The 16454-nt window shown below is 43.7% G+C and carries 20 protein-coding genes; 7 read left to right on the top strand and 13 right to left on the bottom strand.

All coding sequences use genetic code 11. From position 1 onward, the window contains the following. The first annotated feature begins 175 nt into the window (after positions 1-175). Positions 176-460: a four helix bundle protein gene (locus tag O9295_RS00695; RefSeq protein ID WP_502846483.1), complete on the top strand. Its 285-nt coding sequence runs from the start codon at positions 176-178 to the stop codon at positions 458-460. A 56-nt stretch (positions 461-516) separates the two neighbouring features. Here O9295_RS00695 and O9295_RS00690 read toward each other — a convergent pair whose 3' ends face one another. From O9295_RS00690 to acsF, 6 genes are all read right to left on the bottom strand, one after another. Beyond that, entirely contained in the window at positions 517-891 is a 375-nt protein-coding gene (locus O9295_RS00690) for a DUF4164 domain-containing protein (RefSeq protein WP_288030942.1), read from the bottom strand. 86 nt (positions 892-977) lie between these two features. Beyond that, positions 978-1385 (bottom strand): DUF4164 domain-containing protein, encoded by a 408-nt coding sequence (locus tag O9295_RS00685; RefSeq protein WP_288030940.1) that lies wholly within the window; start codon positions 1383-1385, stop codon positions 978-980. A gap of 85 nt (positions 1386-1470) precedes the next feature. Next, positions 1471-1836: a DUF4164 family protein gene (locus tag O9295_RS00680; protein WP_288030937.1), complete on the bottom strand. Its 366-nt coding sequence runs from the start codon at positions 1834-1836 to the stop codon at positions 1471-1473. Between the two features lie 85 nt (positions 1837-1921). Further along, positions 1922-2200, bottom strand: coding sequence for a DUF4164 domain-containing protein (locus tag O9295_RS00675; protein WP_079209870.1), 279 nt, complete (start codon positions 2198-2200; stop codon positions 1922-1924). A 160-nt stretch (positions 2201-2360) separates the two neighbouring features. Then, positions 2361-4325 (bottom strand): M48 family metalloprotease, encoded by a 1965-nt coding sequence (locus O9295_RS00670; protein WP_288030934.1) that lies wholly within the window; start codon positions 4323-4325, stop codon positions 2361-2363. A gap of 282 nt (positions 4326-4607) precedes the next feature. Continuing rightward, entirely contained in the window at positions 4608-5666 is a 1059-nt protein-coding gene (acsF, locus tag O9295_RS00665) for a magnesium-protoporphyrin IX monomethyl ester (oxidative) cyclase (protein ID WP_288030931.1), read from the bottom strand. 189 nt (positions 5667-5855) lie between these two features. Here acsF and rpmF point away from each other — a divergent pair, with 189 nt between their 5' ends. Beyond that, on the top strand, positions 5856-6038 hold the full coding sequence (gene rpmF, locus O9295_RS00660) for a 50S ribosomal protein L32 (RefSeq protein WP_002742494.1): 183 nt from the start codon (positions 5856-5858) through the stop codon (positions 6036-6038). A gap of 88 nt (positions 6039-6126) precedes the next feature. Further along, complete coding sequence (locus tag O9295_RS00655; RefSeq protein ID WP_287970036.1) at positions 6127-6726, top strand: sulfite oxidase-like oxidoreductase; 600 nt, start codon at positions 6127-6129, stop codon at positions 6724-6726. A 116-nt stretch (positions 6727-6842) separates the two neighbouring features. On the opposite strand, the gene O9295_RS00650 is transcribed toward O9295_RS00655, so the two are convergent. Then, positions 6843-8444 (bottom strand): tetratricopeptide repeat protein, encoded by a 1602-nt coding sequence (locus O9295_RS00650; protein ID WP_502846482.1) that lies wholly within the window; start codon positions 8442-8444, stop codon positions 6843-6845. Positions 8445-8606: 162 nt separating this feature from the next. Beyond that, positions 8607-9011 carry a hypothetical protein gene (locus O9295_RS00645; protein ID WP_288030928.1) on the bottom strand — a complete coding sequence of 135 codons (405 nt, stop codon included), beginning with the start codon at positions 9009-9011 and terminating at the stop codon, positions 8607-8609. Positions 9012-9286: 275 nt separating this feature from the next. Here O9295_RS00645 and O9295_RS00640 point away from each other — a divergent pair, with 275 nt between their 5' ends. From O9295_RS00640 to O9295_RS27220, 3 genes are all read left to right on the top strand, one after another. After that, the gene (locus tag O9295_RS00640; RefSeq protein ID WP_155120225.1) at positions 9287-9460 is read left to right on the top strand and encodes a hypothetical protein; all 174 of its coding nucleotides are present in this window, start codon (positions 9287-9289) and stop codon (positions 9458-9460) included. A gap of 288 nt (positions 9461-9748) precedes the next feature. After that, positions 9749-9976, top strand: coding sequence for a hypothetical protein (locus O9295_RS00635; protein WP_002756907.1), 228 nt, complete (start codon positions 9749-9751; stop codon positions 9974-9976). Further along, the gene (locus O9295_RS27220) at positions 9973-10227 is read left to right on the top strand and encodes a hypothetical protein (protein WP_061430124.1); all 255 of its coding nucleotides are present in this window, start codon (positions 9973-9975) and stop codon (positions 10225-10227) included. The genes O9295_RS00635 and O9295_RS27220 overlap by 4 nt, the downstream gene beginning before the upstream one ends. Here O9295_RS27220 and O9295_RS00630 read toward each other — a convergent pair. The 5 genes from O9295_RS00630 to O9295_RS00610 form a co-directional block, all read right to left on the bottom strand. Next, positions 10185-10841, bottom strand: a complete 657-nt coding sequence (locus O9295_RS00630) for a class I SAM-dependent methyltransferase (RefSeq protein ID WP_052277277.1) — start codon at positions 10839-10841, stop codon at positions 10185-10187. The two genes, O9295_RS27220 and O9295_RS00630, sit on opposite strands and share 43 nt — an antisense overlap. Before the next feature lie 100 nt (positions 10842-10941). Then, positions 10942-11295: a DUF1257 domain-containing protein gene (locus O9295_RS00625; RefSeq protein WP_002731874.1), complete on the bottom strand. Its 354-nt coding sequence runs from the start codon at positions 11293-11295 to the stop codon at positions 10942-10944. Between the two features lie 134 nt (positions 11296-11429). Continuing rightward, positions 11430-12941 carry a stress-responsive protein Ycf46 gene (gene ycf46 / locus O9295_RS00620; RefSeq protein ID WP_061430126.1) on the bottom strand — a complete coding sequence of 504 codons (1512 nt, stop codon included), beginning with the start codon at positions 12939-12941 and terminating at the stop codon, positions 11430-11432. A 79-nt stretch (positions 12942-13020) separates the two neighbouring features. Next, complete coding sequence (locus tag O9295_RS00615; RefSeq protein WP_012265766.1) at positions 13021-13371, bottom strand: slr0373 family blue light stress response protein; 351 nt, start codon at positions 13369-13371, stop codon at positions 13021-13023. 236 nt (positions 13372-13607) lie between these two features. Then, complete coding sequence (locus O9295_RS00610; protein ID WP_002756916.1) at positions 13608-14363, bottom strand: amino acid ABC transporter ATP-binding protein; 756 nt, start codon at positions 14361-14363, stop codon at positions 13608-13610. A gap of 202 nt (positions 14364-14565) precedes the next feature. On the opposite strand from O9295_RS00610, the gene O9295_RS00605 reads away from it, so the two are divergent. Further along, entirely contained in the window at positions 14566-16077 is a 1512-nt protein-coding gene (locus tag O9295_RS00605) for an ABC transporter permease subunit (RefSeq protein ID WP_287971399.1), read from the top strand. The last annotated feature ends 377 nt before the right edge of the window (positions 16078-16454 follow it).

The raw sequence follows: 16454 nt of genomic DNA, 5'->3' as shown, positions 1-16454 counted from the left end.
GGGAGTGGTCGGGGGGAAAATTCCGGGACTTTTTCCCTGAAAATTAGGTAATTTACCCGATGAAAATGGGTAAAACCCCACACCCCACACCCCACACCCTACACCCTGCCCCTAGGAAAAACTTTTTCAGCAGACCCTATCTAAAAAGTTTCCTGGGTCGGAAAAATATTCATTAATTGACCAAATTCGACGTTCTTCTCGTTCTGTCTGTGCTAATTTAGCAGAGGCATGGCGTAGAAGACGATATAAGGGTTCATTTTTGCTGAGATTAAATGATGCGGAAGCAGAAGCAGCAGAAAGCCAAGTATGGTTAAAATTTGCTGTTAAATGCCAATATTTAGATATTGAGACTGGTAGAAAACTTTATGGTCAGTATAATGAGGTTTTAGGACTGATTGTCATCATGACTAATAATGCCGATAAATGGCTACTAAAAACCCCAAAATCCCCAAAACCCTAATTCCCCAAAACCCTAATTCTCCATTTCAGGTTAGGTTTAAGTATCGGGGGTAACTTCTAGGGATTGGGGAAAAAACCGAAAAGTTTAGCGGCACCTCCCAAGACAGCAACCACCAAAGCTATCAGAATCCCCCGGTTGGTGAACTCCTGATAAGCAACCCGTACCGTTAATCCCTCGACTTTCTCATCTAATACTTTAATATCGCCTTTTAAATCAGCTTGGCCTATCTCCAGTTTCGTCAACCGGTCCTCCACCTTGTCAAATCTCTCATCTACCTTGTCAAATCTCTCATCTACCTTGTCAAATCTGTCATTCATCCGTTTTTCAAGGGAGTCGATTTTCTCATCCATCCGTTTTTCCAGGGAGTCGATTTTACTCTCAATCCTAGTTAGGACAGCTTCTAGGGAATAGGTGACAGTTTCGTTAGACATTTTGCTATACTCCTATGGGGTTTTCGGGTTTTTGAGCGGCCATTTATTATGATCATAAGGCCTCTAGCCTTGCCTAGGAGCCAGTTCTAGGGATTGGGGAAAAAACCAAAAAGTTTAGCAGCACCTCCCAAGACAGCAACCACCAAAGCTATCAGAATCCCCCGGTTGGTGAACTCCTGATAACCAACCCGTACCGTTAATCCCTCGACTTTCTCGTCTAATACTTTAATATCGCCTTTTAAATCAGCTTGGCCTATCTCCAGTTTCGTCAACCGGTCTTCTACCTTGTCAAATCTCTCATCTACCTTGTCAAATCTCTCATCTACCTTGTCAAATCTCTCATTCATCCGTTTTTCAAGGGAGTCGATTTTCTCATCCATCCGTTTTTCAAGGGAGTCGATTTTCTCATCCATCCGTTTTTCCAGGGAGTCGATTTTACTCTCAATCCTGGTCAGGACGGACTCTAGGGAATAAGTTACAGTTTCGTTAGACATTTTGCTATACTCCTATAGATTTTTGAGTTTTTGAGCGGCCATTTCTTATAATCCTAAGGGCTGTAACCTTTTCTAGGAGCCACTTTTAGGGATTGGGGAAAAAACCAAAAAGTTTAGCGGCACCTCCCAAGACAGCAACCACCAAAGCTATCAGAATCCCCCGGTTGGTAAATTCCTGATAACCAACCCGTACCGTTAATCCCTCGATTTTCTCGTCTAATACTTTAATATCGCCTTTTAACTCTCCCTTGAGTTCGGCCTGTCCGATTTCTACTTTGGTGAGCCGGTCTTCTACCTTGTCAAATCTCTCATCCATCCGTGTTTCAAGGGAGTCGATTTTCTGATTGACATCTTTTTGCAGGGTATCGATTTTCTGGTTGACTTCTTTGATGCTGTCTTTAATTTCCTTAAGGACTGATTCTAGGGAATAGGTGACAGTTTCGTTAGACATTTGCTATACTCCTATGGGGTTTTCGGGTTTTTGAGCGGCCATTTATTATGATCATAAGGCCTCTAGCCTTGCCTAGGAGCCACTTTTAGGGATTAGGGAAAAAACCAAAAAGTTTAGCAGCACCTCCCAAGACAGCAACCACCAAAGCTATCAGAATCCCCCGGTTGGTAAATTCCTGATAACCAACCCGTACCGTTAATCCCTCGATTTTCTCGTCTAATACTTTAATATCTCCTTTTAACTCTGCTTTGAATTCGGCCTGTCCGATTTCTAATTTTGTGAGACGTTCATCGATTTTGTCGATTTTACTTTCAATCCTGGTCAAGACAGCTTCTAGGGAATAGGTGACAGTTTCGTTAGACATTTTGCTATACTTCTAGACTTATCTGGCGACTATCTTAATTATGAAGGGTTTTCATGGTCTGAGACTTGAGGATTTTAGGGATTGCCGCTCAAAAATTGGCTACTATCCAAGCAAGTACCTAAAACTAGAAAAGGGATGAAGTGGCAGTTTTTTGCGATGCTTAAAATGTGACTGCGATAATTAAACCGGAGACTAATAAGCCAAAACCGCTAACCAAAGGCCAAAAACGGGGATAAAACCGAATATTTCCGCCAGAGTGAGTTATTTGACTCCATTCCAGACGAGGAGATAAATCGCGACGAAACCAACCGAGAACTCGTACAGATGTATTATTTATTGCTGCCATGGGGGAGTTAGTAGTCCTGATTTTATGCCACAAACCAAAACGATAGTTAGGAGCGAGGGGAATTATGCCGGTGCTATCTTTAAGAAAGAAATTCTTTCCTTGAGCAATTAACTCACCGCGGAGTCGGACGGGGATAGCTGGGAGGGGATGACTGTAAGGATTATCAGTTAAAGAAAAAATATCGCTGAAACTAGCATTGTTGAGACGAGGATAACTGGCTAATCGATTGATAATTATACCCAAACCCCCACCGACTAAAATTAGGCCCAATGCACCCCAAGAGCTAAATTTCAGCCAAAGAAAACCAGCTATGACAACCCCAATAATAAAGCCTAGTCCCGAAGCATAATATAAACACAGTCGTAGAAAAAAGTTTTGAGAGAGTTTCTTGGAATCTAATTCCATTTCTTGGCGTAATAATTTCCCCAGACTAAATTCTATATCTAGATCCATCTGTCGGGCATAGTTAGTTAAAGCGCGAATCCTTTCACCAGTCAGGGGATGATTAGATTGCAACTCTAACCATTTGGCCCAAGGGTTATATATATCCCAGAGAAAACTCTGTCCGATCCGGCGAGACTCCAATGCGATACCATAAACGTTACCGGCAATGATCGCATCCTGCTCCAGGGCAATATTTAATACATTTGTACTGAATGACAGGGGACTAAACTGGGCAGTTTCTTGGACTAAACCAAAGGCAATTTTTACTAAAGCGCGGGCCAAAGCATTGGGATTACCAGTAACTTGGGCAGCAAAATGATCGGCGAAGTATTCTCTAGTACGAGACAGATAAAGACAGCAAAAAACAATAATTGGCCTAAAAATAGTGATAATTGATGAGAGAAGGGCTAGAAAAACTGTGTCTTGAAAATTATTACCTTGATTTTGGGCAAAAGAATCGAGATAACAGCTTAAATGGTCGAAACTAGCACAGATAGTCATCAGGGCAAAGTCTCCCTGCCAAATATGCCCTAATTCATGAGCATATACCGTCGCTACTTCCTCATCGTCGAGATAGGTAAATAAACCTCTGCTAACTACTAAGCGAGCATTACCCCGTCGAGAGCCATAGGTAAAAGCGAGGGGCTGTCCGTCTTCGATAATGCCTAGTTTTGGCGGTTTTAACCCTTTTTCTCGGCATACACGCCCAATTACCGCCGCCGATTCCGGGCTATACCGTTTAATTTCCGCTAAGGACACCCAACGCACTCGATAAAGACGTTTTTGTATCCAATCAATTAGATTCGGGGCGATAAAAAGGATGAGTCCGCCTAAGAAACCGGTCAAGAGCAAGGCAATAATTACACCCGTCCCCGCAGGGATGAGGAGCAAACGGGTAATTACAAAAAAAATAGAAGCAGTTATAGCATAAAAAGCCGTAATTGTCAATAGTTTAGCAAAAATAAGTCTATTTTCGGGGATAGTCTGGGATAACCGGACACTTACCCGTGCTGCTCGTGCTGCCTTGGGCAGCGATCGAAATTTGACCCCATTAGTGGCAATACCAATGGTTTTTTGTTCAGCACTAAAGATTGTCAGTAATCGTTTGGCCCACTGACTAACTTCCTGATCAAGATGATTTTCTAATTCCAGAGCTAAGGCGATCGCTTGTTGCCGTTGATTATTGCTGCGATAGGCCCGAACAAGAGCCATTTTAGCTTGAATATATAAGGGAGAATGAAAATTAGCTGACTGTTGGCAATATTCTTCCAGTAATTCTACAGCCCTTGCGTAATCCTTTAGCTGCAGACATTTTAATCCTTCTTCCAGTGACATAGATATCCCTTAGCTGTTTATCTATCTTTAGAGATACCCAAAATCGTAGGAAAGATTAAAGGAGTTGGGGAAGTGGGGGTGTGGGGTGTGGGGTGTGGGGTGTGGGGTGTGGGGTGTGGGGAAGTAGGGTGTGGGGTGTAGGGTGTGGGGTGTAGGGTGTGGGGTGTAGGGTGTGGGGTGTGGGGTGTAGGGTGTGGGGTGTAGGGTGTGGGAATTATGAATTATGAATTGGAAATTGGGGAGTTTTTTGCTGTGAACTGATAACTGATAACTGATAACTGATTAAAGTACCATTTCTCTGGTGGCTTCTGCATCTATGGGTTTAATCAGATACAATCGCAGGAGATCCCCGACGATACCTAGCTGCAAGGGTAACTTACGCAATGTTTTTAGCCATTGAGGAGCGCTACTTTCATCGATCGCTTTTAATTGTAAATTACGTTCGGCACAACGGTTTAAACGGGGGAAAAATTGGGGATGGTCCACATTTAAAATGGTGGGAAAAGCGCGAGCGGAGGTATTATTAGTCTGACGAATTACCTCTTGATCAAAAGCGATCGCATCCATTCCTAAAGCATCATAAAAGTCTGAGCGTTCCCGTACAGTTAAACTATGGGTAGCAAAGACGGAAAGCAGGAAAAAACGGCTCCATAATCTCGATCGCCAATTATTCCACAATTCCGGTTTAGCGCGCAGCAAGGTTTTAAAGATATCTCCGTGGCGATTTTCGTCCTGACACCAACTCTCGAAGTAATTAAAAAGAGGATTAAATTTATACTGGGGATGTTCTTCTAAATGACGATAAATGAGAATATAACGCCAATAACCGATTTTTTCGGAGAGATAGACCGTATATAATACCCATTCAAGGGGGAAAAAGGTGTAGGTGCGGGTTTTAGTAATTTTGGCTAGATCGAGGGAAATATTAAAGTCAGCCATGGCTTTATTGAGAAATCCTGCATGGCGCGCCTCATCTCTAGCCATAAGATGAAATATCTCCCCTAACAAGGGATTACGGCTTTTTAGTTGTCGTGACAGTTCCTTAAATAACAAAAAGCCGGAAAATTCGGAGATACAGGAGCGTTCTAGGTAATCTATAAAAGCATTTCTGGTTTTTTCATCGAGATTGTCTTGATAGTTCTCAAATCCTTGCTGACGTTCAAAGTGATGCCGGTTATAATCGGTACGCATCTCCTCTAACATCGCTTTGATTTCGGTTTCTTGCTCAGAAAGGTCAAAATTAGCGGCAGCCTCAAAATCGGTGGTGTAAAAACGAGGAGTGAGGATAGTTTCGCGCAGAACAGCTTTTTTCTGGGAGGGAGGTTCGACGGTAGTTACCATGATGGAAATTACTTGACTACATAGCTATATAGGATTTTAAACATAAATAGGTAAGCCAATGATAATTATTAATTTTTATCAATATTTTGGGCAGTAGTGAGGGAGGGAATCGGACAAGGGAGCGAGCCGATTAGGGAAATAGGGAGTAGAATAGAAAGGTTGTGAGTCTATAACTATCGTTAAAATACTATGGCTTGTCCCAAGAAGAAAACCTCAAATGCCAAGCGCGACCAACGGAGAGCGCACTGGAGAAAGCAAGCGGCTCGGGAAGCGCAAAAAGCCTTATCTTTGGGTAAATCTGTCCTTTCTGGTCGTTCTAACAGCTTTGTCTATCCCACTAAAGAGGAAGAAGAAGGGGAAGACGAGGAATAACTTGATAGTGGGGAGTGAGGTAGAGAAAACCTTTTCGCTCCCTAATATTTTAAGATTTGTTTAGGGTTTTCGTTGTGAGTCTCAACTAATGTTAGGCAAATTCTTTAAAAAACCAGAATCTCCCGATCAAGACCGAGTTCCCCCGGGCCAATATCTCGCTAGTGGTTTTCCTGTGCTTACCTACGGGGATACTCCCCAAATCAAGACCGAGGAATGGTTATTCAAGGTTTGGGGAAAGGTGGCCACGACTAAAACTTTTAACTGGTCGGATTTTATGGCCCTACCGCAGTGGGAATTTACCAAGGATTTTCACTGTGTCACCCGTTGGTCAAAATTAGATGTGACTTGGACGGGAATTAAGGTATCGGATTTGATGACCTTAATTGACCTGCTGCCAGAAGCTACCCACGTCATGCAACACTGTTATGGCGGTTATACCACTAACCTGACCCTAGAGGAATTCCTGCACGAGGATAATTTTTTCGCTTTTCAACTGTTTGGTCAACCTTTACCCCCCGACCACGGTGGTCCGCTGCGCTTAGTTGTCCCCCATCTCTACGCTTGGAAAAGTTCTAAATGGATTAATGGCTTAGAATTTCTCGATCGAGAGCAATCGGGTTTCTGGGAACGTAATGGCTACCATCGACGAGGTGATCCCTGGTTAGAGGAACGTTATGGCGGTTTTTAACCAGTTTTGGCTTAAAATCGGGTGAGATAAGCAATCAAGTCTGGTAATTCCTAGCATTAAAACAAGCAAAAGTCAAGGGGTAAGCAACAAATTTTTACTCGATCGCAACTGGGTAATTATAATCTCCGAATTTCCTGATCACACTTTTGAACATATCCTGCTAACCCCAATGCTTGAAATAATTCCCGCGACTGAAGAAATGCTTCTTTCGCTTCCGATATACGATCGAGTTTATAGTAGGTAAGTCCCAGATTAAACAGAGTCTTTGGTTCTCCTATGATATACCCCATTTCCTGAAAGATTTCTAAGGACTGTTGATAAAATTTGATCGCTTTTTGGTATTCTCCTAGGGAATCGTAAACATTCCCCAAACCTAGATAGGAATAAGCTTCTCCTGTTATATCAGAGATTTCCCGTTTGATCGCTAAAGACTGTTGATGAAACTCGATCGCTTTTTGGTATTCTCCTAGGGATTGGTAAACATTGCCTAAACTGGTGAGGGATGCGGTATATTTCCAGTTAGTTTGATCCTCCTGTTGTTGGTAAACAGTGACTAATTCAAGGTAATAATCGGCTAGGGTTTGATAATAACCCCCCAGGGTGAGAAAATCATCGATAGCACGGAGAATATCAAAAGCATTGTCGTACTCGGTTAACTGATAGCGATGATAGAAAATTTCTAGGTAAGGTTGCACATCGTTGAGGATTTCCCAGGAGTCGGGTTTAGCAATAGAAAGATAATAGGCGATCGCTTTTTGGTGTAATTCCCTTTGATCGCCGGCTTTGTATTGTGCATATTCCCAAACTAAAGGCTGAAAACTAAAAATTCGCTGGCGATTTTCCTCTTTTTCTTCTAATAATGATCGTCGCTGTAATTCTCGCAGATCTGCCGTGATCTCGGACAGTGCGATCTCTGGGTAATTATCCATCACCGCTTTGGCTGCTGGAGAATCAAATTCTCGGCGATAAATGCTGGTTTTAGTGAATAATTCTTGCTGTCTTTGGCTAAGTCGCTGAAAACTAGCATCTAAAACTAAAGCAATTCCCACTGTCTCTTGACGATGACTCCCCACCACCTGCGGATCGCTCAAAAGTTGCGATAAATTTCCTAATCCTAAATCCGCTAACCTTTCTAAACTGGGGTTTTGCGGAAATTCTGCTAAGATTAAATCCGCCACCAATCGCAGGAGTAATGGATGACCATCCACCCGTCGAGAAAAGTTCTCTAGATCCCCTGTTATTTGCGATTCCGCTAACAATTGCGCCCCTTCAGGTGGTTTCAAACCTTTTAGCTCAATCCAACGGTTAAAACCCCTAGTTTTGGGCTTTTCTCTGGTGGTGACTATAATTTTGCTAGTGTCACCTTTTTCTATCCAAGCAGTGAAAAACTGCTGATAAAATTCATTATTCCAAGAACCATCTTCCCCTAATAAACTCTCTAGATTATCGATAATAATTAGGTGGCGATGGCGTTGCAATTGTCTGATTAAAGCTTCCTGTAAATCTATTTCTTTTTCGGGGACGGGATAACCAAATTCCGTCAGGAATTGGCGAGCTAAACCACTAAATCCCCCCAGATTTCCCGCTTCCCACCAAAAGCGTTTTGGGAATAAATCTTCATCGTCTACTAGGGAAGGATCGAGGGTAATTTTCTCCTCAAAAATTTTGCTGGCTAGGGTAGATTTTCCAATTCCTCCAACTCCTTTGATGCCAATCATCGCAACATTTTGATCAGTAAACCACTGCTTAATTTGGGTGATTTCCTCCTCCCTTCCCTGCCAATGGACGAGACTTTTTCGAGCATCTCCTCCCTTGAAAATACTCCTTTGACTACTGCGATTATTTTCTATTGCGTCTGCTTTTGCGTGCAGATCCGCCAGTCATTCAGGAGGGATTCCTAGATTTAAATTACCCTTAAATTCTTGAATGTTCAATTGTTGTTTAATATCTTTGTTTATTTGTGTACCAATTTGAGTTTTCGTTTCTGTTTGATTCTGATTAATTGTCATAATTTGTTGTGCTAGGATTTGGATTTCTTGGGCAAAATTGGGGTCTTTGAGCATTTCTACCTGTAAAAAAGGAACCACTTGCTGTTCAATCATTGCCTCGGATTTAGTTTGTTCGGCTGCCGCTAAAACCTGAGTGGCGGCGGGTTCCTTTTGTAACTTTTGCTTAATTTTTTGCCACAATTCTACACCTTTATCCATTGCTCCTTCCGTTAATTTACCGATAACAGCTTCAAAGGCGATTTTAGCGATTTCGGCGGCGGCTAATTCGGCTAACATAATTATCAATTGTGAGAATTTTTCGCCATTCTAGCACAACGGCAACAGCAGTTGTGGACGGTTTAAATGTTTGGTTGACTGTTCAAAAAGTAAAAAACAAAACTCTGATATCGTTGCCACAACAGGATTGAGATTAGAGCGAAGCGGACGCGCTGGTAAGCTAAGACATATTTAGGGTTTGCGGCAAAAAGTACGGGCGAAGCATTCGGATAGAAAATCTCCGGTTTCACCGATAGGTTATGCCCAAATGCTTCGCCCCTACAGGACGCGGGCCGATGAAGACGCAAAAATCTTGCACCTGTTTCGCTCGTAAAGCCACAAAACCCCTACCTTGCCTACATTTCACATTTATTCAGCAAACCCTATTTAAACTGCTTATTCTTAGATTAGCCGAATCTCCTCCAATTCCTTTACTGTTGCCTCTTGCCTCGTCTCAACAAGCAATTTAAATTACGAACAGCTTATTAATGCTTGAGCAGCCCTCAGAAGCCCTTTTATTGAAGCCCGTTATTCCCTAAAGTCGTTGACAATAAAGCTATAAGTAGGTAGGCACAATTATTTGTAGGATGGGTTAGCGGTAGCGTAACCCATGCGGGCGTTGGGTTTCATGCTTCAACCCAACCTACGTTCATTTTATATTTAATTCCACCCACCTACTTAGACAAACTTAAACCGTTAGATTGCAAGAGTAGAAAAAGTAGTAAAATAGTTCAATACCCGTAAAACATGAACAAAACATGACTACTCTATTGCAAAAAGCATTCACAGAAATCCAGAAACTGCCAGAGCATCTTCAAGATGAACTTGCTCAACAATTGCTGGAAGATATTGAAGGTGAATTAAAATGGCAGAAAAGCCTTTCCAACGAGGATCTGGAATTGGGAGCTTTAATAACAATGGCACAGGAAGCTCTGATAGAAGAACAAGAGGGGAGAACAGAAGATAAAGGCTTTGGGGAAGAATGAAGTCATCCAGAACCAAGAGGTTTCGTCAACTTTTTCTAAGTTTGCCGCAAAGGGTACAAGAAACAGCCAAGAAAAATTACCAGATTTGGAAAGAAAATCCATTTCACCCCAGCCTAGAGTTCAAAGAGGTGAAACCAAGAGAAAAAATCTGGTCAGTCAGAGTCGGCATTGGATGGCGAGCATTAGGGATTAAGAATTCAAACGATGACTATAATCCTAGAGAAGATTCTTTTTTTCCTATCACTGCATAGAAGGGATCAGCAACCATAATTCCTAACATTTGCAGGAAACTGGGGGTAGTAGCAGGACGAACGATCGCCTGTACTTCCCTAAATCCCGCCACCGATTTAAAATAGGATTTCACTAGGGCCACCCGGCCTAAATCGCTATTATCGCGCCAAGCAGCGATCGCTTTTTGGTAAAACATCCGATTGGAAAAACTGACCACCACCAGACCATTAGGCTTTAAAATGCGATACAGTTCCGCAAAAATCGCCTCTGGATACTGCAAATACTGCACCGATACTGTGATTAACACCGCATCAAAAGAACTATCCTCTAGGGGCAATTTTGGCTGTGCATTCAGGTCTTGGACAAAATAACTATGCAAGCGGGGATTTTTGGCTAACTCCTCCCCATTCATCCCGTGACCTTCGATATGCTCAAATTCCATCTCCTCCGGTAAATGGGACACCCAGCTGCTCATCAGGTCTAAAATGCGCGTATTCGGCGATAATATCTCTCGGTAGAGAGCGGTTAATCGATCGATAAAACCCTCATCCACGTGGGTGACAAAGCGGGGAAAAGCATAAAAATCGCTGTCTTTCGTCGGATCGAGTTTAGTTCTTTCTTCGGGTCGGAGCATTTTTGTCAAGTTAATTTTACTATTCTTAACATACCCCACAGACAGAAAAAAGGGTTAACCGAACTGGTCAACCCCTAGGCTTGGGAACGCGCTGTAAATCTTAGCTTTGAACGACTAGCTTAACGTTAGCGTTTTGCAGACCGCGCTGTTTCACTTCGGATAGGGTTTTGTTCACAGCGTATTTTTGGTTGATCGAGTTGATCAATTCGGTTTGATTGTGTTTTTTGGCTACACCCCAGAGGTCAGCGATTAAATCGAAACTGCCGTCGGTGTTGCGAGACCAACCGAGATCATATTCGCCATCGAGAACAGCAACGATGTCGGAGCGAACCCGTTGACCGTTGTAACCACGAACATCAGCTTCGGTTTTTACGCTAATACCGAGGTCGCGGAGAGAAGCTTTGAGGATTTCGGCATCGGTGATTTTGGTCCGGAGAGTGCTAAAATGAGACATTGGAATTTCCTCTTTGTAGATAAGAATCAACAACAACAGATTGAGAGTTAAAGAGTGCCGCCAAGCGGCTTTTCGAGGCATTGCTAGTCCCTGAGAACTAGCCTTTCATCCCGTTGGGAGCGGGCGAAAGTCTGTTAGAACTCCAATCGCTGGTACTCAGCGACGGAGGCCGAAGCAGGTCGGGCGCGTTGTCTGGCCCAATCACGCAGGGCCGTCACCTGTTCGGTCATGGTGCGAGATAGGGGCAGAGTCGCCTTAATCGCCGCAATAATGTCCAATTGCGTGAATTCGCGATCTTGGGCGAAGGCCTCATACATGGCGGCAATCAGCGCCTGTTCTATTTCCGCACCGGAAAACCCATCGGATACCTTGGCTAACTGCTCCAAATCGAAGCGAGAAATGTCGGAGCGTCGTTTAGTCAGGTGAATATTAAAGATATCTTGTCTTTCTTCGGAATTGGGCAAATCGACAAAGAAGATTTCATCGAAGCGCCCCTTGCGGAGAAATTCCCCGGGTAGCCGTTCAATCCGGTTAGCTGTGGCCATGACGAAGACGGGCGAGGTTTTTTCCTGCATCCAAGTCAGGAAGGAGCCGAAGATGCGGCTAGAGGTTCCCCCATCGGAATCGGCGGATCCCGTGCCACCGGCAAAAGCTTTATCTAATTCATCGATGAAAAGAATGGCCGGAGAGATGGATTCGGCAGTTTTTAGGGCATTACGCAGGTTAGCCTCAGACCGTCCCACCATGGAACCATCGTAAACCCGTCCCATATCTAAGCGCAGGAGCGGTAAACTCCAGAGGCGCGAGGTGGTTTTAGCGATTAAGGACTTACCACAGCCGGGTACTCCTAAAATTAGCATTCCTTTCGGTTGCGGGAGTCCGTAACCTCTGGCTCTTTCTGTAAAGGCGTTCGATCGCTGTTTTAACCATTTTTTTAATTCTTCCAGACCACCGACGGCGTTGATGGTCTCGTCTTCTTCAACGTATTCTAAAATTCCGTTGCGGCGAATCAGTTGTTTTTTCTCGGAAAGGACGATTTCTACCTCGTCTTCCGTCAATTTGTTCGCTTTTACATGGGCTTTGCGGTAAACTTTTTCGGCTTCATCTTTGGTTAAGCCTAAGGCCGCTTTCAGGAGTTTTTCCCGGACCTCTGTGGTGGTACGACGATTTTGATTTTTGCCTAGGTGTTGCGAGAGAACTGTATCTAACTCTCCCATGTCCGGCAGGGGAAAATCTAGAACTACTACGTCTTTCTCTAGTTCTATGGGGACTTCTTGCAGGGGAGACATTAAAATAATGATTTTTTCGGTTCCTTTAAAGCTTGCGATCGCATCTCTTAACCAGCGAGTCACCGGAGCAGAAGTGATGAACGGATGCAGGTCTTTAAAGATGTAGATGCCCGCTTCCCGTTGACGCACTACCCATTCGATCGCCGCTTCTGGCGACACGGTATTATGTTGACTGGTTTGGCGCGGTTGACCTAGTTCGATCATGCCGTGGGTGACAGTCCAGACAAACACCCGTCGATGTTGTGTATTTAGTTGGGCTATTTTGCTGATGGCTTCTTCCGCCCTTTCCTCCTCGGAGGTGACGAGGTAAATCAGGGGATACTGAGCCTTGACGAGAATTTCTAGCTCTTCTTTCATAACATCGACCCTATTTGTGGTAACGGTTTTGACCTTGGGCGGCTGATGGCTGTAGATGCCTTGTTCGGCTACCGAGAGTTTAGCAGGGAACTAAGGCTGCTTCTCCCTCTGCGGTTCCTTGAGCGCCAACGGGTTCGGGAACTTCGAGCGGGAACTCGTCGCCGACTATTCCGGGCTGGCGTTTGATTGACCTTAGCCGATCTTCTTTCATCACTAAGGCGGCATCACACTCGGGACAGACATGAACCTGATAGGTTTTGCCATAGGCGGCGGCTTCGATTTCTTCTACCTTTTCGGGGTATTTTAGGTAGAAAGCGATCGCTTTCTCCACCAGCCCTGACATCGATTCTTCATCGATGGCGGCTCTTATTTTTAGTTGACGATGGACTCCAGGGGGAAGGTACAGTGTGACTTTTTGCTTGTCTTGCATATCACTAAATTGGTTTACCCGGGTATGTGTCCTTACTATAACCACTGTCTTTCCCTCCTGTCAAGATGGTAAGCTGTCATAACAGCATAATTGTAACATTTCTTTACAATTGTTGGGGAAGTGGGGAAGTGGGGTGTAGGGTGTGGGGTGTAGGGTGTGGGGAGAAAAAAGCTGTCTCCTGTCTCCTGTCTCCTGTCTCCTGTCTCCTGTCTCCTGAATACTGAATTGAGCAAACCCTAATTACTATTGATGCGACTTAAAAAGGCTTGTAGGCGCTCGCTGTGGGGATGATTAAAGAAGGTGTCGGGATCACCTGCTTCTTCGATGACACCTTGATTAAAGAACAAAACCTTGTTAGAGACCTCCTTAGCGAACTGCATTTCGTGGGTGACGACTACCATAGTCATCCCCTCATCGGCCAATTGACGCATAACGTTTAACACTTCCCCGACTAATTCCGGATCCAGGGCCGAAGTGGGTTCATCAAATAAAATCACCTCTGGTTTCATGCAGAGACTGCGAGCGATCGCCACCCGTTGTTTTTGTCCTCCCGATAATTGGTCGGGATAAACATCGGCTTTTGGGGCCAATCCCACCTTTTCCAGATAATGAATTGCGGTCTCTTTAGCCTCATTTTCCGAGTGGTGTAACACCTGCTTGGGGGCCAACACCAAGTTTTGTAAAACGGTGAGATGGGGAAAAAGATTAAAGTGTTGAAACACCATACTTACCCGGCTGCGTAAGTTGCGGAGGACCGATTGATTTAACTTCGGGGAAGAGATGTCAATCCCCATCACCTCCAAGCGGCCACCGTTAATTGTTTCCAAACGATTGAGACAGCGTAAAAAGGTACTTTTGCCGCAGCCAGAGGGACCGATTACCGATACCACATCCCCTTGATAAAGAGTGCCTGTAACTCCTTTAAGTACCTCTAAAGAGCCGTAACTTTTGCGTAAACCTTCACTGACAATCACAGGGGTAGTAGTGGTCATGATATCCTCTCGTAAAAAATTTTACATTCTGTCTGTACAAAGGTATCGAGATTAGTTTCTGCCAGATTGTATCCTTGACGACATTTTATCAAGAGGAATAATCATAATACTCAAATAGTCTCTCTACATCTGTCTTGGGTGGGAAGTAGGACGAAATTACTAACTTAGTTGAGCGAAAAAATCAAGGAGAAACAATTAAAAAATGATTAAATTTTGGCGAGGGCGGGCGGTACAGAGAGTTATCTTTGCCTTGTTAGGATTAGTCTTGGCGCTCGGATTAACTGTTATTCCGGCTTTTTCTCAGACCCCTCCTAATCCTTTTCGAGTAGCAACGGAAGCGACTTTTCCGCCCTTTGAATTCCAACAAGGGGGACAATTAACTGGGTTTGATATCGATTTAATGCGGGCGATTGGCAAGGAAGCCGATCTCAACATTGACTTTAGAAATTTACCCTTTGATGGCATTATTCCGGCTCTACAAGCGAGAACAGTGGAAGCCGCTATTAGTGGCATGACTATCACCGCCGAACGCGCCCAAGCGATTTCTTTTTCTCGACCTTATTTTAGGGCTGGTTTAGCGATCGCTGTTCGGGAAGATAATAAGACGATTAAAAATTTTGAAGACTTAAAAGGCAAAAGAATTGCCGTCCAAATTGGCACTACGGGAGCCTTAGAAGCGACAAAAATACCGGGGGCAACAGTTAGTCAATTTGACTCGGCGGCTTTAGCTTTGCAGGAATTAATTAATGGTCGAGTTGAGGCGGTAGTTAACGATAAACCCGTGACTTTGTATGCAATTAAACAAGCGGGTTTACGGGGAGTAAAAGTAGTCGGAGAATTATTAACGGAGGAATTCTACGGGATTGCTTTACCCAAAAATTCCCCCTATCTCCAGTTAATTAATGATGCTCTCGGTCGAGTCATAGAAAGTGGTCGGTACGATGCTATTTTTAGGCAATGGTTTGGAGAAAAACCGCCCGAATTACCCTTAGTTGCCCCAGCTTTAAATAATTTACAGGAATCAAGTTTTAACTGGGGAGAATTATTCTATAACCTGATTGTGAAAGGGGTTCCCTGGACAATTTTGTTAACAGTTCTGTCTTTTCTGTTCGGGTTAATCGGCGGAACTTTAGTGGCCATTGCCCTGATTTCTCCCTACAAATGGTTAAAAATAATTTGCCGCATCTATGTGGATTTCTTTCGGGGAACACCGATGCTGGTGCAATTATTCTTGATCTATTTTGGTTTGCCAGGGTTGTTCCGAGAAATTGGCTTAAATATCGACTTAGATCGTTTACCGGCGGCCCTATTTGCCCTAAGTTTAAATGTGGCGGCCTATTTAGCTGAAATTATGCGCGGCGGTATTCAATCGATCGATAATGGTCAATGGGAAGCTTGTTCTAGTCTAGGAATGTCCCCAGTGCAAACCATGCACGAGGTGATTTTTCCCCAAGCTTTTCGCCGGATGTTGCCACCCTTGGGGAATGAATTTATCACCCTAATTAAAGATACCAGTTTAGCGGCAGTAATCGGTTTTGAAGAGTTATTCCGGCAAGGTCAGTTAATGGTAGCCACTACCTATAAAGCTTTCGAGATTTATATAGCCGTTGCTTTAGTTTATTTGGTTTTAACTACCCTTTCCTCTGTGGTATTTAAGCGCTTAGAGATTTATATGGATCCCCTACATAAATCTAAACAGGAACAGAAAGCTTAGGGGCAACAGATGGGAACTGATAAGTAATAGGGCAAAATTAACTTCTTGGTTAGGATAGGCAAGAGGCAAGAGGTAGTTAAATATGTGCATTTAATTGTGTCTAGCTACTTACTAAATCCGTTTTTAATGGTATGATTGACTCCCGATCAAACTTTAAAAACCCACTTGCCACTTGCCACTTCTCAATCCTCACTTTCCTATCCTCTTTATAAATCTGGTTATTAAAAACTGATTATTTAGGGTTTGCTGAATAAATCTAAAAACCTTGTTGGATAGGGTTTTTAGACTTGTTTTCCCTCAAAAAGTGCCGACCTTTGGAGTGATTGGGGGGAAAATTCCGGGACTTTTTCCCTGAAAATTAGGTAATTGACCCCCTG

It is taken from the genome of Microcystis sp. LE18-22.4A (genome assembly GCF_027531105.1).
Lineage (GTDB): Bacteria > Cyanobacteriota > Cyanobacteriia > Cyanobacteriales > Microcystaceae > Microcystis > Microcystis aeruginosa.
The sequence above is the reverse complement of the archived record's forward strand: the minus strand, read 5'-3'. Positions and strand labels throughout refer to the sequence as shown.